The organism is Streptomyces sp. NPDC048291, assembly GCF_043201715.1.
Taxonomy (GTDB): Bacteria; Actinomycetota; Actinomycetes; order Streptomycetales; family Streptomycetaceae; genus Streptomyces.
Genome location: NZ_JBICZC010000005.1, coordinates 222,978 through 249,118 on the forward strand (window position 1 = coordinate 222,978; position 26,141 = coordinate 249,118).

Genomic DNA, 26,141 nt, shown 5'->3' on the forward strand with positions numbered 1-26,141 from the left:
CGCATGAGCACTGCCTTCGTACCGACGGCGACCACCCGCCGCTCCAGGACTTCCCTCACCGCCCTGCTCCTCCTCGGAGCCGTACTCGCCCTCCTCCTCGGCGGCGCCGGAACCGCCTCCGCCCACGCCACCCTGACCCGCTCCGACCCGGCCGACTCCGCCATCCTCAAAACGGCCCCGAAGCAGATCACCCTCACCTTCAGCGAATCCGTCAGCGTCTCCGACGGCTCCCTGCGCGTACTGTCCCCGAAGAACCTCCGCGTCGACCGCGGAGCCGTCGGGCACGCGGCCGGGAAAGGCGGCACCGCCCAGGTCAGGCTGGCCGGGAAGCTGCCCGAGGGCACCTATACGGTCGCGTGGCGAGCCGTCTCCTCCGACAGCCACCCGATCTCGGGCGCGTTCACCTTCTCCATCGGCCAGCCGTCCGCCACCACCGTCGCGCTGCCGACAGGCTCCCCGGACGACACGGCGGCCTCCCGCCTCTACAGCTTCTTCCGCTACCTCGCCTACGGGGGCTTCGCCCTGTTCATCGGTGCCACGCTGTTCACGCTCCTGTGCCGGCCGGCCGGGGCAGGACTGCGGCCACTGCGCCGGCTGATCCTGGCGGGCTGGACAGCGCTGTTCGCCTCCACCGTCGTGCTGTTGCTGCTGCGCGGCCCGTACGAGACCGGCCGGGGTCTCACCGCGGTGTTCGACGTGTCCCTGCTGGGCAGCACCATCGTGGGGCGAGCCGGCCTGGCCCTGGGCGTACGGCTGTTGCTGCTGGCCGCGGCGGGCGTCCTCCTGGCCAGGTACGCCACCCGGTCCAGCCGTGCGGTGCGGGCGGCGGGCGCGCTGCTCACCGTGGGCCTGGCCCTGACCTGGGCGGGCGCAGAGCACGCCTCCGCGGGGCTCCAGGTCCCGCTGGCGATCCCCATTGCGGTGCTGCACCTGCTCGCCATGGCGGTCTGGCTGGGCGGTCTGCTCGCGCTGCTGGTCGTCCTGTTCCGGGCCCCCGCGGGCCAGGAGGTCCCGGCGGAGGTGGTCACGCGGTTCTCCCGGCTGGCGTTCACCGCGGTCGCCGTGCTGGCCGCCACCGGCGTCTACCAGTCGTGGCGGCAGGTCGGTTCCTGGCAGGCCCTGTCCACCACCGGGTACGGCAGGCTCCTCACCCTCAAGGTCGTCGCGGTGGTGCTCGTGCTGACCGCAGCATCGTTCTCACGCCAATGGGTCGACCGGATCGTGCAGGACCGCGCGACGGAACCCGTTCCGGCGACGACGCCGGAACGCACCCGCGTGACGCAGACCGTCGGCGCCGGAGCGTCCTCGACCGGGGATACGGCCGAGGTGACGAGCAGCCCCGACACATCACCCGCGGCGCGTGAGCGTGCGGAGCCAACAGGCGCCCCCGACTCCGACCCTCACCGCCGCGCGCTGCGCCGGTCGGTCGCCGTCGAGGCCGTCCTCGGTGTCGTCGTCCTGGCCCTCACCACACTGCTGACCGGCACCCAGCCCAGCCGTGCCGCCGCCGCGAGCGCGGCCGCGGTCGCCGCCGCTCGGGAACCCACGGCCAGGGTGGCGATGGTCCCCTTCGACGTCGGTACGCCGAACGGTAACGGCACGGTCCAGATCACCATCGCGTCGGGACGCGTGGGCGACAACACCGTGGAGGCCGTGGTGTACGGGCCCGACAAGGGCTTTGTCACCGTTCCGGAGCTCCGTCTCACGCTGACCCAGAAGGCCCAGCGGATCGGCCCGCTCGACGCCGGGCTCACCGACCGGCAGGGCTATTGGGCCACGGACCGCCTGCGGCTGCCGCTGGCCGGTGTGTGGACCCTGCACGTCACGGTGCGTGTCACCGAGATCGACCAGGTCACGGTGGCCCAGGACGTGAGCATCAGGCCGTCCCCGGCCTGACAGGCCACCGGTCCACTTCGGGGGAGAGCGAGGTGCCGACGAAACGAATCGCAGGGTCGGCGACGAGACGCGTCAGGGTTCCCGGCCTGTCTAGGCGCCGTGCTCCCGGTACTTCGACAAGGGCAGTCCCTACGGCGCCGGCCGGTCCGCGCTGCTCGGACCGGCCGGCGCCACCTCGTCCACCGGCGCAGATCAGCCCTGTGACGACGGCGTGCCGCGCCGCTTCACCAGCCACCAGGCCCCGGCGACGAGAAGCGCCACCGCTGCCAGGACGACGCTGATGATCACGCCGGTCGAGCTGTTGTCGTCCGTCTGCGCGGCCTCGGCGGTGGTGTCGGAGCCGCCGTCCGCGCTCTCCGGCTCGGTGGCGGACGGGGTGGGCGTCGCGCTCTCGCTCCGGCTGGGGGAGGCACCGACCGGCTTGGCACCCGCGGCCGCCGCCTTCAGCTTCAGGACCGGCGCGGGCTGTTCCGGCTCCGCGCCGCCGCTGGGCAGTTCGATCCAGCGGGACACCTTGCCGTCGCTGTAGGTCTCCACCGTCTTGAAGACGATCTCCTTGGCGTCCGGCAACTGCCGCACCTTGATCGTGTGTTCGGCGTCGACGCCGGCCTTCAGCGCGGGCCCGGCGACGCTGTAGCCGTCGCCGGTGGCCTTCAGCTTCCATCCCTCGGGGGCTTCGCCGAGGGTTACGTCACCGGGGGCGATGCCCTCGGGGAGCACGATGCGCAACTGGGTGAAGCCTGCCGTGTCGGACTCGGCCTCGGAAACGAAGCCGAGGGTCACGTTCTGGGCCAGAGCCTGCGGGGTGTCGGCCTCGACTTCCGCGTGGGCGGCTGCCGGTGCGGCCAGGGCGAGCGTGGCCGTCAGCGCCGCGGCACCGGCGAGTGCGATGCGACGGCCGGTGCGAGCCACCGGGGTGAGGGGCATGGGCGTGGACACAGGGAACTCCTTGCAGGTACGGGAAGGACCGGTCCCGTAGCAGCCGGGACCGGATGACGGACTGGAGGCGTTCCCGTCGCGGTGGTCCCCTGCGCACCACCGCATGCTCCAGTACGTCGTCCCGCGGCGTCGCCGCCGTATCGGAGGAAGCCCCCGGCCACCGTTCGGGCAGCCCGAACACCGTGCGCCCGGTGTCTCGGACCGGCCGCGGCAGAATCTGGGCCAGGGCCGCCACAACTGTCCTGGTGATCGTGCCCAGCGTGGCGAGCGCGGCCGTCATCCGGGCGTCCGCCCGGCACAGCAGCCAGGCCACGACGAGCGCGGCGACCACATGCACGGTGGCCATCGCCACCCCGGCGTGATGCCACGCGTGCCCGTCCCCGGCATCGGCCGCCGCGTGACCGGCGTGCATCGTGGGTCCCGGCATGGCCACCGAGGCGTCACCGGCCGCGTAGGACAGGGCGAGGTGCAGTGCACCCTGCACGGCCAGTGTGCACAGGACGGTCGCGGCGGGTGTGTAGCGTCTGCGGGCCAGTGGCCAGACGGCCGTGAACTGCGCCGCGGCCATCGCGGCCACCAGCCGCCAGGGCACCGCGCCCTCGGCGATGGTGTGATGGCCGAAGGCCGCGAGCACGGTACCGAGCACGGCGAACAGACCGGCCCGCACGCAGGTCCCCACGCGGCTGGTCCGGCCCGTCCCGGCACGCTCCTCGTACCCGGTCACGTGATCACGCGGCACGGTAGCCCGTCATTCCTTACCGAGTGCCTCGGCGAGCCGTTCCGGGGATCGGGTGGCCAAGTAGAGGTAGGGCGTGGGGTCGTCGAGGTCGATGTCCGCCACCCGCACGGCGCCGGGCAGAAAGCCGGGCCTCACCATGCAGGCCCGCAGATCGGCCTTGTACGTCCGCCGCGAACAACGTGTCGCCGGTGACCCGGATGCGCGTCGATCCCTGCGCACTGACGTACATCCCGGCCGGGCAGACCCCGATCGTCAGCGCGATCAGTGCGGCGACGGGCCCGTAGGGAAGGAAGATCAGGGCCATGGACACGCCGAAGGGGCCGGCGATGGCCCACCATGTGCTGGGGGCGGTCGGCCGTTCGTCGCAGACGAGCCGGGAGGGCGAGGTCACGGGCGTTCACCTTGTCGTATACGTGGGGGCGGACGGGGCTGTTCACAGGGGCAGGAAGGTGCTGGCGCGGGGGTGGTGGGCCAGGGTCGCGCCGGTGTCGAGTTCGTGGAACCAGGCGTGCAGGCGCAGTGAGCGGTCGGCCAGCCGGGGTGCGACACACGGATAGTTGCTGAGCGCGTCGAGTTGTGTGAGGGCGTGCCAGTGTCCGGCGGCGATGACGTCTCCGCTCAGCGGTACCGACTCCTCCGCGCACCCCGTGACACCGGAGACCCTCCGGTTGTCGTGCATCGCGGCGGTGACGACGTCGCAGTCCGAGTGGCCGCAGACCACGATGTCCGCGACACCCAGCTCGTCGACCGCGTATGCGATGGTTCTGGACTCGCCGGTGGGCGTCTTCGCGTCATAGGGCGGTACGACTCCTCCGCGCGTGCGCAGTTCGTAGAGGTCTCCGGGCCGGACCGCGGTGAGCAAGGAGGGGACGAGGCGGGCGTCGGAGCACGCGATGAACATCGCCCGCGGTCGGTGCTGTTCGGCCAGGCGGGTGGTACGCGCCGCACGCCTCGCACTCGAAGTCCAGGAACTCCACGACGGTCAGTTCGCTCTTCTCCGGCTGGGTGAGCCGGTGGCTGGAGTCGCGCACGGGCAGCGCGTCCGCGGCGGGCTGGACGGCGAATCCGCTCCTGCGGTCGTCGGGGGCGAGGAGCAGGTAGGTGCCGAAGGCCGCGGCGAACCCGGCCAGGAGGATGGCCAGGGCCATCAGCTGCTTCTTCAGCTTGCTCATGATTCCTCACTTGGAGCGGCGGCGGAGGTGGGTGGGGTTGCGACGCGTCGGCCGCGGGCGCACAGGCTCGCCAGGAAGGCGTTGTAGGCGGCGAGCGATTCGGAGAGGGGGACGGCGTACGACCCCGAGACGGGATGGCCGGCGGCGGAGACCACCCGGTAGCCGACCGTGTGACGGCCCGCCGGAGCCACGGACTTCAGGCCCAGGGCGACGGTCCTGTCGCCCACCTGCGGACTCCCGGCGGAGACCGGGGCACCGTCGGGGCCGGTGACGGCCACCTTGGCGTACTTCCCGTCCATCGTGTCGCTGAAGGTCGGCGTGATGCGCGTGGGAAGTCCGGCGGGGGCGGAGTCGGCCGCGGGACTGGCGGTGTCGAGTTCGGTGTGGGCCGCGGCCTGCGGGGCGGCGACGGTCAGGGCCGTGAGGGCGGTGGGTACGACGAGGACGCGTGCCGCCGTGCGGGCGGCACGCGGTGGGCGGGCGGGCATGATGCGGGGCTCTTTTCGTGTCCTGGCGGCGGGGCCGCCGGGCAGGGGGGACCCGCCCCGCCGGGCAGGCGGCTCTGCCGTCAGGGCAGGAGAAGTCCGCCGGTCGGCATCGGCCGGAGAGGGACGCTCGGGCTGAACCGCCCGCGTGGCGGCGCCCGGCCTTCCCGCAGCCGGGTCAGCACGGCCGACCGCAGCGGCGACGTGTTCTCTACGAGCTCCGGCCGTGGGCCGGTGCCGTGGACGCGTCCGAGCAGCGGCCACACGAACAGCAGGACGCGGCGTACCGCTGCCCACAGCGGACGTGACTGCCACAGCAGCTGGTCCGTGGTGCCCAGCAGTCGCGCCGCGAGCACCAGGGTCACGAGGTGACCGGCGAGCAGGACACCGGACGGCGGTCCGGTGAGGGCGTCGTGCTCGATCAGCGAGGGAAACCCGCCCGTTCCGCCCCCTGTCGCGGATACGGCGGCGCAGGCGCCGGGCAGCGAGTAGGCCGCGTGGCAGGCGAGTTGGGCGGCGGCCAGTACCCCGGTCAACTGGGCGTCGGTGAGCCGTTTCCGGGTCAGGACGGCGGCGCCGGGCACCGCCACGAGGGCTATCGCCGCCACCGGTGCCCAACGGGGGGCATGCCCCTGCGCCAGCACATGACCGGCCAGCGGCAGCAGCACGCACAGCACCGCCAGGACGGCGGCCCGCGCTCCGCGCAGCACGCCGGACGCCGGGGAGGCGGGGCGCATCGGCGGGAGGAGCGGTCGCATCGGCGGGCTTTCACGGGTCGCTGAACGAAGTGGTCCCGGAAGCGTACCCAGGCACGCGCGCTTGCCGCCCCACCGGGTCGCGGTACTGGAAACAGACCCCGTCTCCCTCCAGAAGAGCAGCGTTTCCGCAGGTCAGGGCCGCGCTATCGGAGATGACAACGGTCACCGGTGCAGCCTTTGGTGATAGCCCCGACCATGCGTTTCACTGCGAACCGGACACCCGACGCGAGGGGGCAAGGCAACCGCCATGGGCGATCACGATCACGATCACGGGCACGACCACGGGGGCCAGGGGCATGACCACGGCCACGGGGCGGGTGGGCATGCCGGGCACTCGCACGGCGTCTCGGCGGACGCCGACCGCCGCTGGCTGGCCATCGCCCTCACCCTCATCACGGTGTTCATGGCGGCGGAGGTCGTCGTCGGCATCATCGCCGGCTCCCTGGCCCTGATCTCCGACGCGGCGCACATGCTCACCGACGCCGCCTCCATAGTGCTCGCGCTCGTCGCGATGCGGCTGTCGGCCCGCCCCGCCCGCGGCGGCTTCACCTACGGACTCAAGCGCGCCGAGATCCTCTCCGCCCAGGCCAACGGCCTCACCCTGCTGCTGCTCGGGACCTGGCTGGCGTACGAGGCGGTGCGCCGGCTGATCAGCCCGCCCGAGGTCGAGGGCGGCCTGATGCTGGCCACGGCGCTCACCGGGATCGTCGTCAACGTGGCCGCCACCTGGTGCATCTCCAAGGCCAACCGCAGCTCCCTGAACGTCGAGGGCGCCTACCAGCACATCCTCAACGACCTGTTCGCGTTCATCGGCACCGCCGTCGCCGCGCTCATCGTCGTCCTCACGGGCTTCGCCCGCGCCGACGCCATCGCCACGCTCGTCGTGGTCGCCCTGATGTTCAAGGCCGGCTACGGCCTGGTCCGCGACTCCGGGCGGATCTTCCTGGAAGCCGCCCCGGTCGGCTTCGACCCGGACTCGATCGGCGACGAACTGGCCGGCCGGCCCGCGGTCGTCGAGATCCACGACCTGCACCTGTGGACCATCACCTCCGGCGAACCCGCCCTCTCCGCCCACGTCCTGGTCGAACCCGGCGGTGACTGCCACGCCGTGCGCCGCGACCTGCAGCAGCTGCTGCGCGACCGGCACGGCGTCACGCACGCCACGCTTCAGGTCGACCACCTCGGCGAGGACGGGGACAGCGAGGAACTGCTGCAGATCGCCACCCCCTCGTCCTCGGCCGAAGCGACGGAGCACTGCGACGACGCCCACGGCCCCGTCCACCGGCCCGGCCCACACGAACACTGACCCTGCTCGCGCCTCAGGATTCGGCATTCCGCAGCGGCGTGGGGGCTTCGGCACCTCGTCCTTCCGCGGCGGAAACCGGCCGTGCCAGTTCGGGAACTTGAGCCGGCCGTGGTGCTATCCGGCGCCGACGCTCTTCAGCAGCAGGTGCAGGTCGTGGGCGGCTTCGGCCGTGGCGAGGATCGCGGAGGTGAGGATGAGGGCCGTCGCGGCGGTGAGCGCCGGGTGGCGGCCGAGGGGTGGGGCGAGGAGGGCGGCGACGCGGCGGGGCACCGGACCGGCCTTGGCGAGCGGGGCGCGGCGGCCGAGGATGCCGAGGGTGGCGCCGGCCGCGCGGGCGGGGGTGTGGTGGGCGGCGAGGGCGGCCTTGCCGACCGTGCGGGCGACCCGCCTGCGGTCACCGGTGGCGCCGGCCGCGTTCTCGTCGGCCCAGCGTTCGATGGTGTAGGTGACGGCGTCGGCCAGCGGGCGCAGGAGCGGGTTGGCGGCGGCGCCGAACTGGGCGAGAGCGACGAACGCGTAGTGGTGGGCGCGCAGGTGGGCCCGTTCATGGGCGAGCAGGATGGTGTGCTCGGTGGCGTCCAGGGTGTGCAGCATGCCGGTGGAGACGACCACGCGGCCGGGGAGTCCGGGTAGGGCGTAGGCGTCGGGGGCCTCGTCCTCCACGACGACCGTGCCGTCCCGGGTGGGCATGCAGGCGGCGTCCAGCGTGGCGGCGGCCAGGGTGCGGGCTCGCCGCCAGAGCATGCGGGCGGCGGCGAACAGGGCGGCGCCGAGCAGCAGGCCCGCGATGAGCGCGACGGGGAGCTGGGCCGGGTCGTCGTGCTGGGCGGAGGGGGCCGACCAGTGGCCGAGGCCGGCGAGTTGGGGGATGCGGATCAGGCCGGTGACGGCCAGCAGGCCGAGGGCGGTGGTGCTCGCCGTGCCCAGGACCAGGGACAGGGAGGTGAGCAGCCAGGTGGCGAGGCGGGGTTCGCAGCGTTCGGACAGGGGCCGGGCGGCGAGCGGCGCGACCAGGGAAAGCAGCAGCGGCAGATAGACAGCGATGCGCATCGGGTCGGCCCTCTTCTACCGGTCGCTGTCCTGCTCGGCGGCGAGCAGCTGACGCAGCAGGACGGCGTCCGTGGCGGAGAGGGTGTCGGCGAAGCGGGCGAGAACGGCTTCGCGGTCGGGACGCTCCTCCAGCACGGTGTGCATACGACGGGCGGCGAAACCGGCGTCGTCGGTGACGGGGGCGTAGGCGTACGCCCTGCCGCGAGGGGAGCGGGTCAGCAGCCCCTTGGTGTGCATGCGGGTGAGGATCGTGACGACGCTGTTGTAGGTCAGCTCGCCGCCCAGACGTTCGGCCACCTCACCGGGGGTCAGCGCGGTGTCGGCCTGCTGGAGGTGGTCGAGGATCTCGGCCTCGCGGACCCCGTTGGCCCGCTTGGGGCTCCGGCCGCTCGCGGTGTCGCTCATGAGGTTGCCGCGCTCCCGTTCGTTTTCCGAATCCCAACATGCTCCTACGCGCGTGTAAAACTTTGCGCGCGCCCTGAGTCTGCCATGCACCCGCGTCCCGGGGTACTCCCCGGGTCGTCGCGCACCGGAGACGCGCAGGTCAGGGCTCAGGTGGGGGCCCTGTGGCGTCGGTGACCATCTGGCGCGGCGTTTGCTCGTACGGGGTGCGGTGGCCGTTTGGCGCTCCAATGTCCACGCCACTCCGACACGCGTGTAAAAGTACGCTCTCCGTGAGCGTGCCCCGTCCGGGCCCGCAGCGCAGTATCTCTCCGGATGCCCTACGAGGAGTCGCCGTGACCGAACTCTCCTACCTCCAGGCCGTCGTCATCGGCGCCCTCCAAGGCGTGACCGAGCTCTTCCCGGTCTCCAGCCTCGGCCATTCCGTGCTGGTTCCCGCCTGGATCGGGGGCTCCTGGAGCCATCTGGTCACCGAGAACGCCACCGGCGACTCCGGGGGCTCGCCGTATCTGGCCTTCATCGTCGCCCTGCACGTGGCGACCGCGGCGGCCCTGCTGGTCTTCTACCGCAAGGACTGGGTCCGCATCGTCCGAGCCCTCGTCACCACGGTCCGTACGCGCAGGGTCGAGACCTCGACGCAGCGCCTCGCCTGGCTGCTGATCGTGGCCACCGTCCCGGTCGGCCTCACCGGACTGGCTCTGGAGCACACCTTCCGCACCTTGTTCGCGAAGCCGCTGGCGGCCGCCGTGTTCCTCACCGTGAACGGGCTGATCCTGCTGTTCGGGGAGCGGCTGCGGCGCGGCTCGGAGGTCCGGCAGGCCGCCGCCGCCCGAGCGGCCGTGGTGAGCGCCGGTCCCGGGGCGGCCCTCGAACCCGGTGTCCCCGCGAAGTCCACGAGCCGGCAGCTGGACACCCTCAGCTATCGCGAGGCGGGTGTCATCGGCCTGTTCCAGACCATGGCGCTGCTCGCCGGGATCAGCCGCTCCGGCATCACCATGGTCGGCGGGCTGCTGCGCGGCCTGGACCACGAGGACGCCGCCAAGTTCTCCTTCCTGCTGGCGACCCCGGTCATCCTGGCCGCGGGCGTGCTCAAGCTGCCCAGTCTGGCCGGGCCCGCCGCCGCGCACATCCACGGCCAGGTGGCCGTCGGCTTCTTCACCGCGGGGATCGCCGCGTACGCCGCCGTGCGCTTCCTGTCCCGGTACTTCACCACTCGCACTCTCACTCCTTTCGCCGTGTACTGCCTGGTGGCAGGCATCGCCAGCGTCATCCAATTCGCATGACGCCGGTCGGCCGACCGCGCCGAGCCCGGCGCGGCTCCAGTCGCCGCTGCACAGACGCAGGTAACGCGCGTTACATTCGCTTCTGTGGCAAGTAGGCAAGCGGCGGGCCAGTGGCTCGTTCTCGTGGTCAGGATTCCTGCCGAGCCGTCGCGGCACCGGGTGGCTGTCTGGCGGGAGCTGCGCAAGGTCGGGGCGCTCTCGCTCGGCCAGGGCGTGTGGGCCGTTCCGGACGTGCCGGTCTTCGCCGACGGCGTCGGCCGGGTGATCGCGCTCACGGAACAGGCGGGCGGACAGGTGGTGACTTTGACCGCGTTCGGACGCAAGCCCGAGGACGCGGCTCGCTTCCAGCAGATGTTCACCGCCGCCCGGTCCGCGGACTGGACGGAGTTCCTCGCGGACTGCGGCAAGTTCGAGGCGGAGCTGGCCAAGGAGATCCGCATCGCCAAGTTCACGCTGGCCGAACTGGAGGAAGAGGAACAGTCGCTGGAGCGGCTACGGCGCTGGCACCGGGACCTGACCGCACGCGACGTGTTCGGTGCTCCGGAGGCGACCGCGGCCGGCGAGCGGCTCAAGCGGTGCGCGGCTGCCTGCGAGGACTACGCCGAGCTGGTCTTCGCCGCCCTGCACCAGACCCCGCAGGGGGAACAGTGACCTCGCGGCCCGCCGCGGCCCGGCAGATGTGGCCGCTGTACGCGGCAGGATTCACCACCGCCTTCGGCGCGCACGGCATCGCCGCGAGTCTCGGCGGCGACGCGGCCGTCTCGCTGCTGGTGCTGGGCGGACTGCTCGCGCTGTACGACGGCGCCGAGGTATTGCTGAAGCCGGTGTTCGGGACCCTCGCCGACCGGATCGGCGCCCGCCCGGTCCTGCTCGGCGGACTGGTCGCCTTCGCCGCCGCGTCCGCGTTGTACGTGCTCGCCGACAGCCCCGGCTGGCTGTGGGCCGCGCGCCTCGGGCAGGGGGCCGCTGCCTCGGCCTTCTCGCCGTCTGCCTCCGCGCTCGTCGCCCGCCTCAACCCGGCCGCCGAACACGGCCGCGCCTTCGGCAGCTACGGCTTCTACAAGTCCATCGGCTACACCCTCGGCCCGCTGCTCGGGGGCGCGCTGGTGTGGGCCGCCGGCCTGCGGCTGCTGTTCGGCGTCCTCGCGTTGCTGGCTGCGGCGGTCGCGGTGTGGGCCGCGCTCGCCGTTCCCGTCGTACCGCCGCTGCCCAAGGCCCGGCAGACGGTCCTGGACCTGTCCCGCCGGCTCGCCGACCCGGTGTTCCTCGCCCCCACCTCCGCGCTCGCGGCGGCCACGGCTGCGCTGTCCGTCGGGGTCGGCTTCCTGCCCGTCTCCGGCCGTGCCGCCGGGCTGGGCACGGTCGCCACCGGCGCCGCCGTGTCGCTGCTCGCCGCGACCGCGGCACTGGTCCAGCCGCGCGCCGGACGGGCCCTGGACGACGGGCGCCTGTCCACACGCACCGGCCTGGCCGCAGGGCTCGCGGTCACCACCGCGGGCCTGGCCTGCGCGATGCTGCCGGGACTGACCGGCATCCTCGTCGGGGCCACCCTGATCGGCGCCGGTACCGGGCTGATCACCCCGCTCGGCTTCGCCGCGCTGGCCACGAGCACTCCGACCGAACGCCTTGGCCAGACCATGGGTGCCGCCGAACTGGGCCGCGAACTCGGCGACGCCGGCGGCCCGCTGCTCGTCGCCGCCGTCGCCTCGCTCGCCACGCTCACCTACGGCTACGGGGCACTCGCGGCCCTGACCGGAGTGGGCGCGGTGGTCGCGCTCGCTCGTCTGCGGGCGGCAGCGGCGGCACTCGGGACCGAGCTGGAAAGGTGAATCGTCGTCGGCGCTGGGGCAGCCCTGGTATCGGCGGCGCAGCAGATACCGCAGGACGAGTGCGGCGGCTAGGCCGCCGAGGGCAATAAGTGCATAGGGCCGGTCGCGGCCGGTCTCGTCCTCGGCGCCCTCGCCCCGCACCGCGCCGCGGACTACCAGTGGACGCAGGCCGAAGTCCTCTGCTCCCGCCTCTACATGGCCGGCCACGTCACCAGCGACCTCACCGCCGGCACCCTGCTCGGCGACTACGAACTCGCCGTCGGCGGCCATTGACCTTCCGGACGCGACCATGTGGCCCATGCCGAGCAGCACCTGGGTCACGTTCGCGTCCGGGCTCCGGGACCCCACGGTCTACGATGCCAACTCAGCGGTACCGGACGTGTCGTACTCCGGGAGCGAAGGGAGCGGCCGTGCGTCGGCTGGGTGAGCTGGAGGCGGAGATCATGGACCGCCTGTGGTCCTGGGGGCGGCCGGCCACCGCGCGTGAGGTGCGGACGGACATCAACAAGCAACGGCCCATCGCCTACACCACGGTCAAGACGGTTGCCGACATCCTGCACGGCAAGGGCATGCTGACCCGGCACAAGGAGGGCCGGGCGTGGGTGTACACGCCGACTCGCACGCGTCAGCAGTACACCGCGGCGCTGATGCACGAGGCGCTGGGCAGCAATCCGGACACCACCGGAACCCTGGTCAGCTTCCTGGAACAGATCACGCCGGAGGAAGCGCAGGCGCTACGGTCGGCGCTTCGAAGGGCGGACAGGCGGAGTGAGGCATGATCACAGCCGCGGCGCTGGTCGGGTACGCGGTCCTGGTGGGTACCGTGATCCCTCCTCGGCTGGCACGGGCACGCTGGGCACACCGTGCTCCGGCCGCCGCGGTCCTGGCCTGGCAGGGGCTCATGGTGACGTTCGTCGTCGCCACCGCGCTCGCCGTGTACCACCTGGTTCTCACCGAGCAGCACGTGCACGACGGACTTGTCGGGCTGCTCACCGTATGCGGGCTGGGCGCCGACGCGCCCGCGAGCGACAGCCCGCAGGGCCTTGGTGACGTCCTCGTGCTGGCCGCACCGCTGACGGTCGTGCTGTTGCCGCTCGGTTGGCTCGCCCGGTGCACCTGGCTCGCCGTGCGGGCCCGCGGGCGTCAGCTCGACATGCTCGCCCTCGTCGGCGAACCGGCTCCCGAGTACGGCGCCACGATCGTCGACCACGGCATCCCGGCTGTCTACTGCCTGCCGGGGCGGCACTCCCGGGTCGTGGTCACCCGGGGTGCGCTGGAGGTCCTCTCCGAAGCTCAGTTGCGCGCCGTCCTGGAGCACGAACGCGCCCACATCAAGGGCAGGCATCATGTGCCGCGGCTCCTCGTCGACGCCTTCGCCCGTGCATTCCGGTGGCTGCCGCTGGCCCGGCATGCCAAGGAGCAGACGTTGTTGCTGCTGGAGATGATCGCGGACGACCGCGCTCTCCGGCATCACTCCAGGAACGCGTTGGCCACCGCGATGTGCGAGGTCGCGGCGGGGCGGGCGCCGCAGGGGGCCATCGGAGCCGGCGGCTCCGGTGCCCTCGTCCGACTGCGCCGCGTCCTCGCCCCGCAGCCGCGGCCTCATCGTGGCATTTCGCTTGGCGTCCTGGCGGCCACCGTCGCGGCTCCGCTGCTGCCTCTGCTGGTGGCGTGCGGGCCCTGAACCCGCCGGCTATGCCGAACGCGGCCAGTGGAAGGCTGCGACGTGTTGGCCGAAGGCCCGGAAGAGATTGCCCTTGACGGTGGCGAGGGTCCTGCGGGACAGACGGATGGCGTCCGTGGCCAGCCGTAGGTCGCCGCGTACGAGGGTGAGGTCACCGGCCTCGATCGCCGCGTCGGTTCCGGTGCCCATGGCGAGGGCGGCGGTGGCGAGGGCGGCCGCGTCGTTGACGTCGGCGATCACCTCGTTGACACCGACGGACCGGGCGACCGATTCCGCGACGAGCCTGGTGTCGCCGGTCAGCAGCACAGCCGTGAGCCCGAGCCGACGCAGCTCGGCGACGGCCTCCGCGCGGGTCCCCTTGACGGCGTCGGCCACCGTGAGCACCCCGCGTGCCTCACCGTCCCAGGCGACTGCGACCGCCGTGCGGCCCTCGGCCTCCGCCGCTGCTTTGGCCTCGGCCGGCTCGCGGAGCAACTCGATCACCCACTCCACGAGCAGCTGCTAGCGGCCGACGAACACCGCATGCCTGACGGGCAGGTGGGCTTGGTGCCGGCGCCGACGCGGGCGGGCTGGACGGTCAGCCGGCCACCGAGCCGGTACCGCATGAGCCGCAGCAGGAGCCGGAGTTCTCCTGATCGGTCATGGCTTCTTCCTTGCGCGGGAGCGTGGGTCGGGTATCCGGGCAACCCGCGTCTCGCGCGCGACGGGCGAGTGGAGCGCCCGTTGAACACTAAGTTACTTAGCTGTCATCGGGGTGCCTCCACGGCCTTCAAATCCTGGGCACCTGCGGATGAACGGCCGACTGTGCGCGAACGTACTAAGGGCATCAGTAGATGCAGGAACATCAAAGGAGAACTTCGTGTCCCGGCACCGTATTGCTCTGACCGTGGCTTCGGGCATCGCCTCCGCGCTGTTGCTCGCCGCATGCGGCTCGTCGTCCGACAATTCCGCCGCGTCCGACAATTCCGCCGCGTCCGACGGTTCCGCCGCGTCCGGGGGAACGCACATGGTCAGCACCAGCATGCTGATGGCCAAGCAGATGTCCGGGATGGGATCGGTTGTCACGGACGCCAAGGGCTGGACGCTCTACCGGTACGACAAGGACAAGGCGTCCATGTCCATGTGCACCGGGAGCTGCGCGCAGACATGGATGCCGGTCATGGCCGACGGCACTCCCAAGGCCATGGGGCTCAAGGCCAAGGTCGGCACGATCACCAGGGACGACGGGATGAAGCAGGTCACGCTCGCCGGCTGGCCGCTCTACCGCTACATGGGCGATACCAAGACCGGTGAGATGAACGGGCAGGGCAAGAGCGGCGCTTGGTACGCCGTCACGCCCTCGGGTGCGAAGTCGGCGATGTCGGACGGCGGGTCTCCCTCGTCGGGAAGCGGCTCCGGCTCGGGTGACGACTCGGGATCCGGTGCCACCATGTCGGGGATGCCGGGCATGTGAGGCCGTAAGCGTGCCCCGCCGGCTGGTCACCCGGCGCCCCCGCTGTCGGAGCCGCCTCGCCGACCCGCATCACGCCGTGCGCGTGGCGCAGGGGGAAGGCGAACGGCCGTGCCGCTCCGCCGAAGGGAACGCTGCGACCAGGAACGACACACACCCGGGTCCAGGAGCGATGGCGAAGTCCACCGAGTGGAGATATACCCCTACTGGGTATAGTGGTGATTCCGGCAGGCGAAGCGGATGTGGAAGGCGATGACGGCAGCGACGTACCGGCGGATCAGCCCCCGTGGCGGCGCACCGCGCTGTGCGTGGGTCGCCGTCGTGGCGCTGCTCGCGGCTCTTGCCGTCCTCGTCCACCATGACGTAGCCGTCTCCGCGACCCCCGCCACCGCGATGAGTGCGATGCCGGCGATGGACCACACGGCGACGACGGCACCGGCGACCGCCCCGACCGGGCCCGGTGAGGCAGCCCGCGTCGAGGCCGCAGCCCCGGCCATGGATCACGACGACGGCGGTGCCTGCTCCGGGTCCGCCATGCAGCACTGTTCGTCCGGGGACGTGAGCACGCCACAGCTGCTCGCACCGCCGTCCGCCCTGCCCCGCACCGTTCGGAGCTCTTCTGTGCGGAGCGTCCTCGCCGGGCACGGTCCTTCGGGAATCTCGCACCGCGCGCCGCCGGACCTTTCCCTCCTCTCCCGGCTGCTGATCTAGGCCCGCCGTCCTGCGGACCGCTGCCGCATTCCCTACGGAAGCGGAGCTGCCGCATGCGCCCAGGTCAACGGCACATCGAGCCCGCCGGGCTCGTCGAGAAGAGGACTTCCCCCATGAACAGCATCAACCGCCGCTCCGTTCTGCTGGCCGGGCTCGGCGCCGCGGGCGCGGGGGCGCTCGCCGCGTGCAGCAGCGGCACCGGCAGCTCCCATGGCACCCCCGCCCTGGTCGGCCCCGACAGCAAGGTGGTCGCCGCCGCCGACAGGAAGCGCAACAGTACGGGCAAGGTACGGAACGTGACCTTGACCGCCGCGTCGGCCATGCTCGATCTCGGCGGTGGGGTGATGGCGAAGAGCTGGGCCTTCAGCGGCCGCACCCCGGGCCAGGAGATCCGGGTGAACGCCGGCGACACGCTCGCCGCCGAGCTCTCCAACCAGCTGCCGGACAGGACCACGACGTCCATCCACTGGCACGGCATAGCCCTGCGCGCCGACATGGACGGTGTGCCCCCGGCCACCCAGGCCGCCGTCCGGGCCGGCCGCAGCTTCACCTACCGCTTCATCGCCGATGCCCCCGGCACCTACTTCTTTCACCCGCATGTGGGCGTCCAGCTCGACCGCGGTCTGTACGCCCCGCTGATCGTCGAGGATCCCAAGGAGCCGTTGTCGTACGACGACGAGTGGGTCGTCGTCCTCGACGACTGGGTCGACGGTGTCACCGGCACCCCCGACGAGGTCTTCGCCGACCTCAAGCACGGCATGGGGGGCATGGACATGGGGGGCATGGACATGGGCGGCTCCAGCCCCAGCCCGGGCAACTCCTCCAGTGACGGTATGAGCGCCATGGGAGGGATGGACACGGGCGACATGAGCACGAGCGGCGGAACCTCCGACAAGGCGAGCGCGTCGCCGTCCGGCTCTGGCGGCATGTCCATGAAGTTCATGCTCATGGGTGCCGAGAGCAAGCTGCTCGGCGGTGACGCCGGCGACGTCAAGTACCCCTACCACCTGGTCAACGGCCGCGTCCCGGCCGACCCCGACGTCTACACCGGCAAGCCCGGCAAGCGGGTACGGCTGCGCATCATCAACGCCGGCGGCGACACGGCCTACCGGGTCGCGCTCGGCGGCCACAAGTTGACCATCACCCACACCGACGGCTTTCCGGTCCGACACCAGCAGGTGGATGCCCTCCTGGTTGGCATGGGGGAGCGGTACGACGTCATGGTCACCCTCGCCGACGGTGTCTTCCCGCTGGTCGCCCTGGCCGAGGGCAAGGACGCGAGCGGCATGGCCCTGGTCCGCACCGGCTCCGGCCGCGCTCCGCAGCCGGACGTCCGACCCGAGGAGCTGGACGGCATGATCATGACCGCCTCTCGGCTGAGGGCGGCCGACGAGGTCCGGCTGGAGACGAAGGCGGCCGACCGTGTCCACCGCATCGAACTGACCGGTGGCATGGGCAAGTACGACTGGGGCATCAACGGCAGGCGGTTCGACATGGACCACCCCACCGCGAACCCGGTCCTGGTGGGGCAGGGTGAGCGGGTCCGGCTGGACTTCGTCAACAAGACGGACATGTGGCATCCGATGCACCTGCACGGGCACACGTATCAGCTCGGGACGGGCGGTCCACGCAAGGACACCACCATCGTGTTGCCGAAGAGTGCGGTGTCCGTGTACTTCGACGCGGACAACCCCGGCCAGTGGATGCTGCACTGCCACAATGCCTACCACGGCGAGGCGGGGATGATGGCGCTGGTTGCCTACCAGGCGTGACACCGGGGGGAGTGGGCCGGTGCGCACGCTCCCCCTTTCCCTCACCGGCGCAGGACCTGTACTTCATGGGCATCAAGGCCGTCGGCGCCTTCGGCCCGCTGATGCAGTTCACCTGCGGGACCGAATTCGCGGCGCCGAGGTTCACTTCCGCCCTGTTCGAGAACACGCGGGACTGGATGACCGTTGGATAGCAGACAGTCACTGATCGCATGCGCTTGGTATGTGGCTGGAGTGAGGATCGGAGTGGGAACCCACGAGCGGGCAGGCCGTCGCGTCGGCCCCCTCCTGGCGCTCGTCCTCCTCGTCGTCGTACACCTCGCGGGCTCCGTGCACGGCGCGACGTTCACGGGAACTCCGGTGGCCCACCCGGCCGCGGCCGGAGCACACGGGCCAGCTGAAACTGGCCGCATGGGCGAAACGGACCCTGCCCGGGCCACGGGCGATCGTCTCCGGACCGGCCGTCATGGGCGCGGCCTTCGTCCCGCTGCTGCCGCGTTCGTACGACGCGGTGACCGGGGCCCTCGCCCTGGCCGCCTGCGCGGCACTGCTGGCCTGGGGCGGGGCACTGCTCTACCCCTTCGAGACGGACACCGTCGTCCGCCTCTCCGGCAACCGGCTGGTCGCGACCTGCTACGGCGCCTACAACACCGCCTCCGGCATCGCGATCTCGCTGGGCAACCTCGCCGTCGGCGCACTGTTCGACACCGGAGTGCGCTGGCTGCCCTGGGCCGCGCCGGCCGTCACCGGGCTCGTGTGCGCGGTGCTGGTGGCCCGGCTGAGCAGGGCGGGGCACCTGGCCCCGGAACCGGTCGCCGTACCCGGCTGAGGCGAACGGGTCAGCTCACCCTGGCCGCCGCGTCCGCCGTGGTACAGGGCCCGTTCCAGGAGTTCAAACCCGACGTGGGCTGGTACGTCCCGCCGGGCAGCGCCCTGTTCGAGCACAGTGGGGTCCGTCGGCGGGGCGGCCGCGAGTGCGGAGCGGGTGCGGAAACGGCCGGAGAATGTCTGCGGTCAGCCGATCGGAAATCTGGAGTCGCCAAGCGGCGGCAGTTCCCCAATACGTTGCGAGCCCTTGATCGTGTAGACCTCTTCGACTTATCAAGGTGAGCTCAGATTTGCCTCTGGGGCAAATGCGCCTGGCCTCGGCGCGGTTCGGCGTGAGGCTTCTGTAACGTTGCTTTAGTCCCGATGACTTGGTTCGGTAATCGCCGCTGGCTGAAGTAGTGGTCACACGCAGCGGCGAGGGGTGCGGAACCCGGCGCCAGGCATGGAGGATGTCATGCCCGAGATGTATTTCGACGTGCGCTGGCCCGATGGTGACGTCCAGCGCTGCTATTCCCCCTCCACGGTAATCGAGGACTACTTCACGGTGGGTACCGAGTACACGGTGGACGACTTCCTGGAGCGCAGTCGGACGGCGCTCGGAATCGCTGGTGAGAGGGTACGGGAGAAATTCGGCTTCTTCTGCACCGGCGCCTCCGGTCAGCTGGAGCAGCTCGAGGAGACGGCGCGTGCCCGTGCGTTCCCCGCCGACGGCCGGATCCTGGTCGAGGCGCTCCTCAACGCCGACGGGAGCCCACGATGACTCCCGTACCCCGGCTCGACGGAGCCCACTACGAGGCTGCCGTGATCGGCGGCGGCCAGGCGGGACTGTCGGTCAGCCACTGCCTGGGCGAGCGCGGTGTCGACCATGTGGTGATCGAGGCCCACCGGATCGGGCACGAGTGGCGCGAGCGCCGCTGGGACTCCTTCTGCCTGGTGACCCCCAACTGGCAGTGCAGGCTGCCCGGTCACCCCTACACCGGCGGCGACCCCGACGGCTTCATGGTCCGCGACGACATCGTGCGCTACCTGGAGGAGTACGTCGCCGCCTTCCGACCGCCGCTGGTGGAAGGGGTGTCGGTGACCCGGCTGCGCCGGTCGGCGCGAGGGGTCTTCGAAGTCACCACCACGGCGGGGGAGTTCACCGCCGACCAGGTCGTCGTCGCCACCGGTCCCTATCACACGCCGAAGCTGCCCCGGATGGCCGAGCGACTGCCCGCCGCGATCGAGCAGTTCCACTCCTCCGGCTACCGCAACCCGGCCCAACTCCCCGACGGCGCCGTCCTCGTGGTCGGCACGGGACAGTCCGGCTGCCAGATCGCCGAGGACCTCCACCTCGCCGGCCGGCAGGTCCACCTCGCGGTCGGCAGCGCACCGCGCGTCGCCCGTTTCTACCGGGGCCGCGACTGCGTGGCGTGGCTGGACGACATGGGCCACTACACCAAGAGCATCGACGTGTTCGACGACGCCGACGCGGTGCGGCTGCGGGTCAACCACTACGTCACCGGCCGCGACGGAGGCCGCGACATCGACCTGCGGGCCTTCGCCCGCGACGGGATGCGGCTGTACGGCCGCCTCACGGAGGTCGAGGGGCCGGTGCTGGAGTTCGCCGACGACCTCAAGACCAACCTCGACCACGCCGACGGGGTGGCCGAGAGCATCAAGGACGTCATCGACGCGCACATCGAGGCGGCCGGCGTCCAGGCGCCCACCGAGGCCCGCTACCGGCCCGTGTGGCAGCCGGACGACCAGCAGGGCACCCTCGACCTCACCGAGGCCGGCGTCACCTCCGTCGTCTGGGCCACCGGCTTCGCCCGCGACCACCGCTGGATCGAGATCCCCGCCTTCGACGGCCGCGGCTACCCCATGCACCGGCGGGGCGTCGGCAGCGTTCCCGGCCTGTACTTCCTGGGTCTGCCCTGGCAGTACACCTGGGGCTCGGGCCGGTTCGAGGCGGTGGGACGGGACGCCGAGTTCCTCGCCGACCACATCGACGCCTCACGCCGTCTGGCCGACGTGTGCGGCACCCTCACGGGCGCCCCCAGCGTCCTCGCCTCCGCCCTCCCGATCGGCTGAAGGGTCCCAGCGGACCATGGTCTTCGACGCCCACCGTCACCTCGGTGTCCTGCCCGCCCACCCCTTCTACGGCGGCCCGCCCGTCCACCCCGACACCACCGCCCGCGCCACCATCAAGCAGCTCATCGCCGACCTGGACACCGAGGGCACCGAACGCGCCCTGGTCATCCCCAACTACGGCGTCCCCGACCCGGCCGTCGCCTTCTCCTTCAACGAGTTGGTGATCGAGGCCGCCCAGTCCGACGACCGGATCCGCGCCGGCCTGTGGGTCTCGCCGCGCCCCGAGGACGAGCAACGCACCGCACAGGCACTGGCATTGGCGGGCGAGCACGGGGTGAAGGCGCTCAAGCTGAGCTTCCTGCTCGGCGGCCGTCCCACCGATCCGGCCTGCCGCCCGCTGCTGGACCGCATCTTCGCCACCGCGGCCCAACACGGCCTGGTGGTCCACGTCCACACCTCTCCCGGTGCCGCCTCCGACATCGACGAGGTCGGCCACCTCGTCGACTGGTACGCCGACCGGGTCCCCGTCCATCTCGTGCACTTCGGCGGCGGGATGAGCGGCCACATCAAGCTCGCCGGCTCCCGGTTCTTCGACTGGATCACCGCCGGCAAGCGCGTCTACACCGACCTCTCCTGGGCCATCGGCTTCCTGCCGTACTGGCTGGCCCGGGAGATCGAGCAGCGCGGCATCGGCCACGACCGCGTGCTCTTCGCCAGCGACCAGCCGTGGGGCGACTTCACCGGCGAGTACGCCCGGCTCGCGGCGGCGACCGGCGGCGGTGAACTCGCCGACCTCGTCTTCCGCGACACCTTCGCCGCCCTCTACGACTGACCGACACCTTTCCCGCCCTCTACGGCTGGCCCACGCCTGGCCCACGACTGACCGCCCTTCGCCGACCACCGCCTCGCCAACCACCGCCTCGCGCAAGGAGATCCCCGTGTCCGAAACCGCCGCCCAGCTCAGCGACGTCGAGCAGAAGTCCCTCGACGAGATCCCGCACCCCTCTCTCCCCGAGGGCTCCAGCATCTACGGCTCCACCAAGGTCTTCCCCGACTACCAGGCAGAGGACGGCGAGACCTACTTCACCCTCGTCCACGGCATCGCCCACGAGTCCTCGGTGTCCTTCGTCGCCGTGCTCCAGGCGACCCGCGCCCTGCGCAAGGGCTTCGAGACCGCCATCTACTTCTACGGCCCCGGCTCCCTCAACTGCCTGGCCACCCGCGGCTTCCCGACCACCGGCAACTCCGCCTTCCCCGGCGAGCACAACATCAACAACCAGCTCAAGACGTTCATCGCCGAGGGCGGCAAGGTCTTCTGCTGCCGATTCGGCCTGTCCCTGCACGGCGCCCGCGAGGAGGACCTCATCGAGGGCGTCATCCCCACCCACCCCCTCGACGTCCAGGACGCGCTGATCCACTACGCGCGCAAGGGCGCCATCATCAACTCCACCTACCAGCTGTAGGGAGCCCCGCGATGAGCACCGGCACCGGATCGACGGTGGATGTGCGGATCATGACCCGCGCCGAACTCGCCCTGCACGGAGTTGCGTTGGACACGCCCGTGCGACGGCCCGACGGCGCGGGACCCAGCGACGACGGACACGTCCTCGTCGACGGTGCCGGTGCCGCGCTTCCCCGTAACCCCGACAGCCCCTACCGGGTACGCGACGGCAAGGTGTGGCTGGGCGAGGAGACCGGACCTCTCACGGACACCGGCCTCACCCTCACCCCGGTACAGCGCCCGAAGTTCTACGACCTCACCACCGCCGACGGCATCCCCTACGAGCACATCGCCCGCCTGCACGGCGCCGACGTCCTCGCCACCACCGTCGTCCAGACCTGCATCCGCTACGCCGAGTCCGACCGCTGCCGCTTCTGCACCATCGAGGAGTCCCTGCGCTCCGGCGCCACGGTGGCCGCCAAGACCCCGGCACAGCTCGCCGAGGTCGCCGAGGCCGCCGTACGGCTCGACGGCGTCCGGCAGATGGTCATGACCACCGGCACCACCACCGGCCCGGACCGCGGCGCCCGCAACCTCGTACGGTCGGTGCGCGCCGTCCTGCGGGCCGTCCCCTGCCTCCCCGTCCAGGTCCAGTGCGAACCGCCCGCCGACCTCGCCTGGATCCGCGCCCTGCACGACGCCGGAGCCACGGCCATCGGCATCCACGTCGAGTCCCTCGACGACGCGGTGCGCCGCCGCTGGATGCCCGGGAAGTCGACCGTCCCGCTGGCCGAGTACGAGGCCGCCTGGGACGAGGCGGTACGCGTCTTCGGACCCAACCGCGTCTCCACGTACCTCCTCGTCGGCCTCGGCGAGAGCCCGGACGAACTCATCGCAGGGGCAGGCGAGTTGATTCGACGCGGGGTCTACCCCTTTGTCGTCCCCTTCCGCCCGATGAGCGGCACCCTCGCCGCCCGCGAGGGGATCAGGGCCCCGAGCGCGGACCTGCTGCGGTACGTCACCGAAGGCGTCGCCGCCCGGCTGCGGGCCGCCGGGATGCGCGGCGCCGACCAGAAGGCGGGGTGCGCGGCCTGCGGGGCGTGCAGCGTGCTGTCGACGGCGGGCGGGTGAGGGGGGTGCTGCTCGACGGATCCCCGGAGCCGGCGGTGGAGCGGCCGTACGACATCCTCGCCCTGCTGGGCGACCGGAACACCCTCGCTCGCGCGACCTCCTTCCGCGTCGAAGAGGTAGTCAAGCACGGTGAGTTGGCGGACTATCGGCGGCTTCGGCGCGAAGTGTTCGTGCACGAACAGGGGCTGTTCGACGGCCATGACCTGGACGATCGCGACACCGACCCGCGCACGCTGGTGCTGGTCGCCAAGGACGCCGCGGGCACGGTCCTCGGCGGGGTGCGGCTGGGGCCCGTGGCCGACGGCCCGGACCTCGGCTGGTGGGCGGGCGGCCGGCTCGTCGTCGCGCCGGGCGCCCGCGGCCCCTGGGGCATCGGCGCCGCGCTGGTGCGGGCCGCGTGCGCGCGGGCCGAGGCGGAGGGCGTCCTGCGCTTCGACGCGACCGTCCAGGTGCGGAGCGAACCTCTGTTCCGGCGGCTCGGCTGGCGCTCCGTACGCCCGATCGAGGTCGCCAACGCGCCGCACACGCTGATGCGTTGGCCCATCGGCCGCATCGCGGCGCAGGCGGCGGCGACGAAGTCCGCCCTCGGTCCGCTGCTGGCGGGCCTGCGCGAGCCGGCGGCCCGTGCCCGACGGCAGGACCCGATCGGCGGGGCCCTGTCCGGGGCGCGGGCCGTCCTCGGCGGCGGGGGATTCGTCGGTGACGACGGCGCGCCCGTGCCCGGCACCGACGTGATCGCCGCGTGCGACGCGATCGTGCCGTCCATGGTCGAGCGCGACCCCGGCTGGGCGGGCTGGTGCGCCGTCCTCGTCAACGTCAACGACCTGGCGGCGATGGGTGCTTCGCCCCTCGGGCTGCTGGACGCGGTGGGCGCGAGGGACGCCGCCCATGCCGCGCGGGTGCTGGACGGACTGGCGCGGGCGGCGCGGGCGTACGGCATCCCGGTGCTCGGCGGCCACACCCAACTCGGCGTCCCCGCCGCCCTCTCCGTGACCGCGCTGGGCCGGACGGCGCGTCCGGTGCCGGGCGGCGGCGGACGCCCCGGGCACGAGGTGCGGCTGACCGCCGACCTCGGCGGCGGCTGGCGCGCGGGCTACCGGGGCCGCCAGTGGGACTCGACGAGCCACCGTCGTACGGCCGAACTGCGCGCCATGACCGGCGCGGTGGCCGCCGCCCGGCCCGCCGCGGCCAAGGACGTGTCGATGGCCGGGACCGCCGGCACCCTCGGCATGCTCGCCGAGGCGAGCGGCTGCCGGGCGGTGCTCGACGTGGCCGCCGTACCGCGACCGCCCGAGGCCACCGTCGGCGACTGGCTGACCTGCTTCCCCGGCTACGCGATGCTCACCGCCGACGGACCGGGCGCCCCACCGCTGCCCGCCGGACCGGCCACGGGCGCCGTGTGCGGCGAACTGACCACAGGAGAAGGCGTCGGGCTGCGCTGGCCCGACGGCGAGATCACCGAAGCGGTCACCTCGTCGGTGACCGGGATGGGAGCCGCATGAGCACGCTGCGGATGGCCGCCGTCGCCGCCGAGTTCGGCCGGGACCTGGAAGAGGACTTCACGATCGCCGAACGGCTGGTCAAGGAGGCGCGGAAGCAGGACGTACGGCTGCTCGCGCTCCCGGAAGCATGCCTGGGCGGCTACCTGCTCAGCCTCGACGACTCCGCGGAACTCGACGAGGGCCCGCCCGCCCTCGCCCTCGACGGCCCCGAGATCCGCCGACTGGCCGCGCTGGCCGGGGAGATGACGGTGGTGGCGGGCTACTGCGAGGCGGACCCGGACGGCAACCGCTACAACAGCGTCGTCTGCGTCACCGGCGACGGCGTCCTCGGCAACCACCGCAAGGTGCACCAGCCGCTGAGCGAGGACGCCTCCTACGCCTCCGGCGACCGCTTCCACGCCTTCGACACTCCGGTCGGCCGGATCGGCATGATGATCTGCTACGACAAGGCGTTCCCGGAGTCCGCACGGGCACTGGCGCTGGACGGTGCCGAGATCGGGGTGTGCGTGTCGGCCTGGCCGGGCGCCCGCACCAACGCCGTCGCCGACCTCGAACAGGACCGCTGGAAGCGCCGCTTCGACCTCTTCGACCGGGCCCGCGCCCTGGAGAACCAGATCGTGTGGCTGTCGGCCAACCAGGCGGGCACCTTCGGGTCGCTACGCTTCGTCGGCAGCGCCAAGGTCGTCGACCCCGGCGGCGAGATCCTCGCCGACACGGGCGTCACGGCCGGCATCGCCGTCGCCGAACTCGACGTCGCCCAGGCCCTTGGGACCGCCCGCCGGTCGATGGGGCACCTGCGCGACCGGCGGCCCGAGACCTATACGTACGCGGGAGCAGTCAGCACATGAGCACCGTCCGGATCGCGGCCGCGGCCGCCCACTTCGGCCGCGACCTGGAGTTCGACCTCGCCCGCGTCGCCAAGCTGATCGACGACGCGCGCGCCGCCGGCGCCGGACTGCTCGTCCTGCCTGACGCGTCCCTCGGCGGCTACCTCGCCGACCTGCGCCACCCCGACCCCGAGGCGCTGCCCCCGGCCCTCAAGCCCGACGACCCGCTGATCCGGCAGGTCGCCCTCCTGGCCGCCGAGATGGTGGTGTGCGTCGGCTACTGCGAGGACGCGGGCGACGAACGCTACAACGCGGCCGTCTGCGTCAGCGGCGACGGCGTCCTCGGCCGCCACCGCAAGGTCCACCTCCCGGCCGGCGAGACCGCCGCCTACACGCCCGGCGACCGCTTCGACGCCTTCGACACCCCCGTGGGCCGCCTCGGCATGCTCATCGACTACGACAAGACCTTCCCGGAGTCCGCCCGCTCCCTCGCCCTGGACGGCGCCGAGATCCTCGCCTGCCTCTCCGCCTGGCCCACCTCCATCACCAACCGCGCCCCGCGCATGGCCCAGGACCGCCAGGCCAGGCTCTTCGACCTCTACGACCAGGCCCGCGCCGCCGAGAACCAGCTCGTCCTCGCCTCCTCCAACCAGACCGGCGCCATGGGCGGCATGCGCTTCCTCGGCCAGGCCAAGGTCGTCGGGCCCGGCGGCGACATCCTCGCCCGCACCTGGTCCAAGGCGGGCCTGGCCGTCGCCGAGGTCGACGTGGCCGCCGAGATCGACCGCGCCCGCCGCGTCCTGCGCCACCTCGACGAGCGCCGCCCCTCCGCCTACCGCGAGAACCCGTCGTAACCTGCCCCGGGA

The 26,141-nt window shown here is 72.2% G+C and carries 27 protein-coding genes and 2 pseudogenes; 20 read left to right on the forward strand and 9 right to left on the reverse strand.

The features are described from left to right. Positions 1-3: 3 nt before the first annotated feature. Complete coding sequence (locus tag ACGF5O_RS14915; RefSeq protein WP_393810285.1) at positions 4-1,896, forward strand: copper resistance CopC/CopD family protein; 1,893 nt, start codon at positions 4-6, stop codon at positions 1,894-1,896. Positions 1,897-2,088: 192 nt separating this feature from the next. On the opposite strand, the gene ACGF5O_RS14920 is transcribed toward ACGF5O_RS14915, so the two are convergent. From ACGF5O_RS14920 to ACGF5O_RS14945, 6 genes and pseudogenes are all read right to left on the reverse strand, one after another. Beyond that, positions 2,089-2,823 (reverse strand): DUF1775 domain-containing protein, encoded by a 735-nt coding sequence (locus ACGF5O_RS14920; protein ID WP_393810617.1) that lies wholly within the window; start codon positions 2,821-2,823, stop codon positions 2,089-2,091. A 760-nt stretch (positions 2,824-3,583) separates the two neighbouring features. Continuing rightward, positions 3,584-3,878 (reverse strand): annotated as a pseudogene (locus ACGF5O_RS14925) (DUF3093 family protein). Positions 3,879-4,007: 129 nt separating this feature from the next. Beyond that, complete coding sequence (locus tag ACGF5O_RS14930; RefSeq protein ID WP_393810286.1) at positions 4,008-4,436, reverse strand: carbonic anhydrase; 429 nt, start codon at positions 4,434-4,436, stop codon at positions 4,008-4,010. Next, positions 4,366-4,746, reverse strand: coding sequence for a hypothetical protein (locus ACGF5O_RS14935; protein WP_393810287.1), 381 nt, complete (start codon positions 4,744-4,746; stop codon positions 4,366-4,368). The genes ACGF5O_RS14930 and ACGF5O_RS14935 overlap by 71 nt, the downstream gene beginning before the upstream one ends. Then, complete coding sequence (locus tag ACGF5O_RS14940) at positions 4,743-5,234, reverse strand: copper resistance protein CopC (protein WP_393810288.1); 492 nt, start codon at positions 5,232-5,234, stop codon at positions 4,743-4,745. The genes ACGF5O_RS14935 and ACGF5O_RS14940 overlap by 4 nt, the downstream gene beginning before the upstream one ends. 80 nt (positions 5,235-5,314) lie before the next feature. Next, positions 5,315-5,989: a hypothetical protein gene (locus tag ACGF5O_RS14945; protein ID WP_393810289.1), complete on the reverse strand. Its 675-nt coding sequence runs from the start codon at positions 5,987-5,989 to the stop codon at positions 5,315-5,317. 247 nt (positions 5,990-6,236) lie between these two features. Between ACGF5O_RS14945 and ACGF5O_RS14950 the strand changes: the two genes are divergently transcribed. Further along, complete coding sequence (locus tag ACGF5O_RS14950) at positions 6,237-7,295, forward strand: cation diffusion facilitator family transporter (RefSeq protein WP_393810290.1); 1,059 nt, start codon at positions 6,237-6,239, stop codon at positions 7,293-7,295. A gap of 114 nt (positions 7,296-7,409) precedes the next feature. Here the strand turns inward: ACGF5O_RS14950 and ACGF5O_RS14955 are convergent, their stop codons facing one another. Both ACGF5O_RS14955 and ACGF5O_RS14960 read right to left on the reverse strand, forming a co-directional pair. Continuing rightward, positions 7,410-8,345 (reverse strand): M56 family metallopeptidase, encoded by a 936-nt coding sequence (locus ACGF5O_RS14955; RefSeq protein ID WP_393810291.1) that lies wholly within the window; start codon positions 8,343-8,345, stop codon positions 7,410-7,412. Positions 8,346-8,360: 15 nt separating this feature from the next. Then, complete coding sequence (locus ACGF5O_RS14960) at positions 8,361-8,750, reverse strand: BlaI/MecI/CopY family transcriptional regulator (RefSeq protein WP_393810292.1); 390 nt, start codon at positions 8,748-8,750, stop codon at positions 8,361-8,363. A 332-nt stretch (positions 8,751-9,082) separates the two neighbouring features. Between ACGF5O_RS14960 and ACGF5O_RS14965 the strand changes: the two genes are divergently transcribed. From ACGF5O_RS14965 to ACGF5O_RS14985, 5 genes are all read left to right on the forward strand, one after another. Continuing rightward, on the forward strand, positions 9,083-10,030 hold the full coding sequence (locus ACGF5O_RS14965; protein WP_393810293.1) for an undecaprenyl-diphosphate phosphatase: 948 nt from the start codon (positions 9,083-9,085) through the stop codon (positions 10,028-10,030). An 84-nt stretch (positions 10,031-10,114) separates the two neighbouring features. Beyond that, a complete protein-coding gene (locus tag ACGF5O_RS14970; protein WP_393810294.1) occupies positions 10,115-10,681 on the forward strand; it encodes a Chromate resistance protein ChrB in 567 nt (188 codons plus the stop codon). Between the two features lie 26 nt (positions 10,682-10,707). Beyond that, positions 10,708-11,859, forward strand: a complete 1,152-nt coding sequence (locus ACGF5O_RS14975) for an MFS transporter (protein WP_393810618.1) — start codon at positions 10,708-10,710, stop codon at positions 11,857-11,859. 410 nt (positions 11,860-12,269) lie between these two features. After that, positions 12,270-12,638, forward strand: a complete 369-nt coding sequence (locus tag ACGF5O_RS14980) for a BlaI/MecI/CopY family transcriptional regulator (RefSeq protein WP_393810295.1) — start codon at positions 12,270-12,272, stop codon at positions 12,636-12,638. Beyond that, a complete protein-coding gene (locus ACGF5O_RS14985; protein WP_393810296.1) occupies positions 12,635-13,543 on the forward strand; it encodes a M56 family metallopeptidase in 909 nt (302 codons plus the stop codon). Before ACGF5O_RS14980 ends, ACGF5O_RS14985 begins: the two co-directional genes overlap by 4 nt. Positions 13,544-13,553: 10 nt before the next feature. On the opposite strand, the pseudogene ACGF5O_RS14990 reads toward ACGF5O_RS14985, so the two are convergent. Then, positions 13,554-14,068 (reverse strand): annotated as a pseudogene (locus ACGF5O_RS14990) (HAD family hydrolase); the annotation flags it as partial. 334 nt (positions 14,069-14,402) lie between these two features. Here ACGF5O_RS14990 and ACGF5O_RS14995 point away from each other — a divergent pair. The 13 genes from ACGF5O_RS14995 to ACGF5O_RS15055 all read left to right on the forward strand — a co-directional run bounded on the left by ACGF5O_RS14995 (position 14,403) and on the right by ACGF5O_RS15055 (position 26,129). After that, positions 14,403-14,996, forward strand: coding sequence for a hypothetical protein (locus ACGF5O_RS14995; RefSeq protein WP_393810297.1), 594 nt, complete (start codon positions 14,403-14,405; stop codon positions 14,994-14,996). Positions 14,997-15,245: 249 nt separating this feature from the next. Further along, on the forward strand, positions 15,246-15,704 hold the full coding sequence (locus ACGF5O_RS15000; protein ID WP_393810298.1) for a hypothetical protein: 459 nt from the start codon (positions 15,246-15,248) through the stop codon (positions 15,702-15,704). A gap of 113 nt (positions 15,705-15,817) precedes the next feature. Beyond that, entirely contained in the window at positions 15,818-17,476 is a 1,659-nt protein-coding gene (locus ACGF5O_RS15005) for a multicopper oxidase family protein (protein WP_393810299.1), read from the forward strand. A 65-nt stretch (positions 17,477-17,541) separates the two neighbouring features. Further along, positions 17,542-17,667 carry a hypothetical protein gene (locus ACGF5O_RS15010; RefSeq protein ID WP_393810300.1) on the forward strand — a complete coding sequence of 42 codons (126 nt, stop codon included), beginning with the start codon at positions 17,542-17,544 and terminating at the stop codon, positions 17,665-17,667. Between the two features lie 272 nt (positions 17,668-17,939). Next, positions 17,940-18,302: a hypothetical protein gene (locus ACGF5O_RS15015; RefSeq protein WP_393810301.1), complete on the forward strand. Its 363-nt coding sequence runs from the start codon at positions 17,940-17,942 to the stop codon at positions 18,300-18,302. A 453-nt stretch (positions 18,303-18,755) separates the two neighbouring features. Then, positions 18,756-19,061: an MSMEG_0570 family nitrogen starvation response protein gene (locus ACGF5O_RS15020; protein WP_393810302.1), complete on the forward strand. Its 306-nt coding sequence runs from the start codon at positions 18,756-18,758 to the stop codon at positions 19,059-19,061. After that, on the forward strand, positions 19,058-20,374 hold the full coding sequence (locus ACGF5O_RS15025) for an MSMEG_0569 family flavin-dependent oxidoreductase (protein WP_393810303.1): 1,317 nt from the start codon (positions 19,058-19,060) through the stop codon (positions 20,372-20,374). The genes ACGF5O_RS15020 and ACGF5O_RS15025 overlap by 4 nt, the downstream gene beginning before the upstream one ends. A 16-nt stretch (positions 20,375-20,390) precedes the next feature. After that, the gene (locus ACGF5O_RS15030) at positions 20,391-21,206 is read left to right on the forward strand and encodes an amidohydrolase family protein (protein WP_393810304.1); all 816 of its coding nucleotides are present in this window, start codon (positions 20,391-20,393) and stop codon (positions 21,204-21,206) included. A gap of 106 nt (positions 21,207-21,312) precedes the next feature. Continuing rightward, entirely contained in the window at positions 21,313-21,837 is a 525-nt protein-coding gene (locus ACGF5O_RS15035; RefSeq protein ID WP_393654069.1) for an MSMEG_0572/Sll0783 family nitrogen starvation response protein, read from the forward strand. A gap of 11 nt (positions 21,838-21,848) precedes the next feature. Beyond that, entirely contained in the window at positions 21,849-22,946 is a 1,098-nt protein-coding gene (locus tag ACGF5O_RS15040) for an MSMEG_0568 family radical SAM protein (RefSeq protein WP_393810305.1), read from the forward strand. Beyond that, on the forward strand, positions 22,916-24,448 hold the full coding sequence (locus ACGF5O_RS15045) for an MSMEG_0567/sll0787 family protein (RefSeq protein ID WP_393810306.1): 1,533 nt from the start codon (positions 22,916-22,918) through the stop codon (positions 24,446-24,448). The genes ACGF5O_RS15040 and ACGF5O_RS15045 overlap by 31 nt, the downstream gene beginning before the upstream one ends. Continuing rightward, entirely contained in the window at positions 24,445-25,296 is an 852-nt protein-coding gene (locus ACGF5O_RS15050) for a carbon-nitrogen hydrolase family protein (RefSeq protein WP_393810307.1), read from the forward strand. Before ACGF5O_RS15045 ends, ACGF5O_RS15050 begins: the two co-directional genes overlap by 4 nt. After that, positions 25,293-26,129, forward strand: a complete 837-nt coding sequence (locus ACGF5O_RS15055; protein ID WP_393810308.1) for a carbon-nitrogen hydrolase family protein — start codon at positions 25,293-25,295, stop codon at positions 26,127-26,129. The genes ACGF5O_RS15050 and ACGF5O_RS15055 overlap by 4 nt, the downstream gene beginning before the upstream one ends. Positions 26,130-26,141: the final 12 nt, after the last annotated feature.

Bases quoted from the DNA above. Each gene is read 5' to 3' on its own strand.
- ACGF5O_RS14935 (WP_393810287.1), bottom strand. From the start codon at position 4,746: ATGAGCAAGCTGAAGAAGCAGCTGATGGCCCTGGCCATCCTCCTGGCC.
- ACGF5O_RS15020 (WP_393810302.1), top strand. From the start codon at position 18,756: ATGCCCGAGATGTATTTCGACGTGCGCTGGCCCGATGGTGACGTCCAG.
- ACGF5O_RS15005 (WP_393810299.1), top strand. From the start codon at position 15,818: ATGAACAGCATCAACCGCCGCTCCGTTCTGCTGGCCGGGCTCGGCGCC.
- ACGF5O_RS15000 (WP_393810298.1), top strand. From the start codon at position 15,246: ATGACGGCAGCGACGTACCGGCGGATCAGCCCCCGTGGCGGCGCACCG.
- ACGF5O_RS14915 (WP_393810285.1), top strand. From the start codon at position 4: ATGAGCACTGCCTTCGTACCGACGGCGACCACCCGCCGCTCCAGGACT.
- ACGF5O_RS14920 (WP_393810617.1), bottom strand. From the start codon at position 2,823: ATGCCCCTCACCCCGGTGGCTCGCACCGGCCGTCGCATCGCACTCGCC.
- ACGF5O_RS14975 (WP_393810618.1), top strand. From the start codon at position 10,708: ATGTGGCCGCTGTACGCGGCAGGATTCACCACCGCCTTCGGCGCGCAC.
- ACGF5O_RS15050 (WP_393810307.1), top strand. From the start codon at position 24,445: ATGAGCACGCTGCGGATGGCCGCCGTCGCCGCCGAGTTCGGCCGGGAC.
- ACGF5O_RS14945 (WP_393810289.1), bottom strand. From the start codon at position 5,989: ATGCGACCGCTCCTCCCGCCGATGCGCCCCGCCTCCCCGGCGTCCGGC.
- ACGF5O_RS14955 (WP_393810291.1), bottom strand. From the start codon at position 8,345: ATGCGCATCGCTGTCTATCTGCCGCTGCTGCTTTCCCTGGTCGCGCCG.
- ACGF5O_RS15030 (WP_393810304.1), top strand. From the start codon at position 20,391: ATGGTCTTCGACGCCCACCGTCACCTCGGTGTCCTGCCCGCCCACCCC.
- ACGF5O_RS15010 (WP_393810300.1), top strand. From the start codon at position 17,542: ATGGGCATCAAGGCCGTCGGCGCCTTCGGCCCGCTGATGCAGTTCACC.
- ACGF5O_RS15055 (WP_393810308.1), top strand. From the start codon at position 25,293: ATGAGCACCGTCCGGATCGCGGCCGCGGCCGCCCACTTCGGCCGCGAC.
- ACGF5O_RS14950 (WP_393810290.1), top strand. From the start codon at position 6,237: ATGGGCGATCACGATCACGATCACGGGCACGACCACGGGGGCCAGGGG.
- ACGF5O_RS15015 (WP_393810301.1), top strand. From the start codon at position 17,940: ATGGGCGCGGCCTTCGTCCCGCTGCTGCCGCGTTCGTACGACGCGGTG.
- ACGF5O_RS14940 (WP_393810288.1), bottom strand. From the start codon at position 5,234: ATGCCCGCCCGCCCACCGCGTGCCGCCCGCACGGCGGCACGCGTCCTC.
- ACGF5O_RS14960 (WP_393810292.1), bottom strand. From the start codon at position 8,750: ATGAGCGACACCGCGAGCGGCCGGAGCCCCAAGCGGGCCAACGGGGTC.
- ACGF5O_RS15025 (WP_393810303.1), top strand. From the start codon at position 19,058: ATGACTCCCGTACCCCGGCTCGACGGAGCCCACTACGAGGCTGCCGTG.
- ACGF5O_RS15040 (WP_393810305.1), top strand. From the start codon at position 21,849: ATGAGCACCGGCACCGGATCGACGGTGGATGTGCGGATCATGACCCGC.
- ACGF5O_RS14985 (WP_393810296.1), top strand. From the start codon at position 12,635: ATGATCACAGCCGCGGCGCTGGTCGGGTACGCGGTCCTGGTGGGTACC.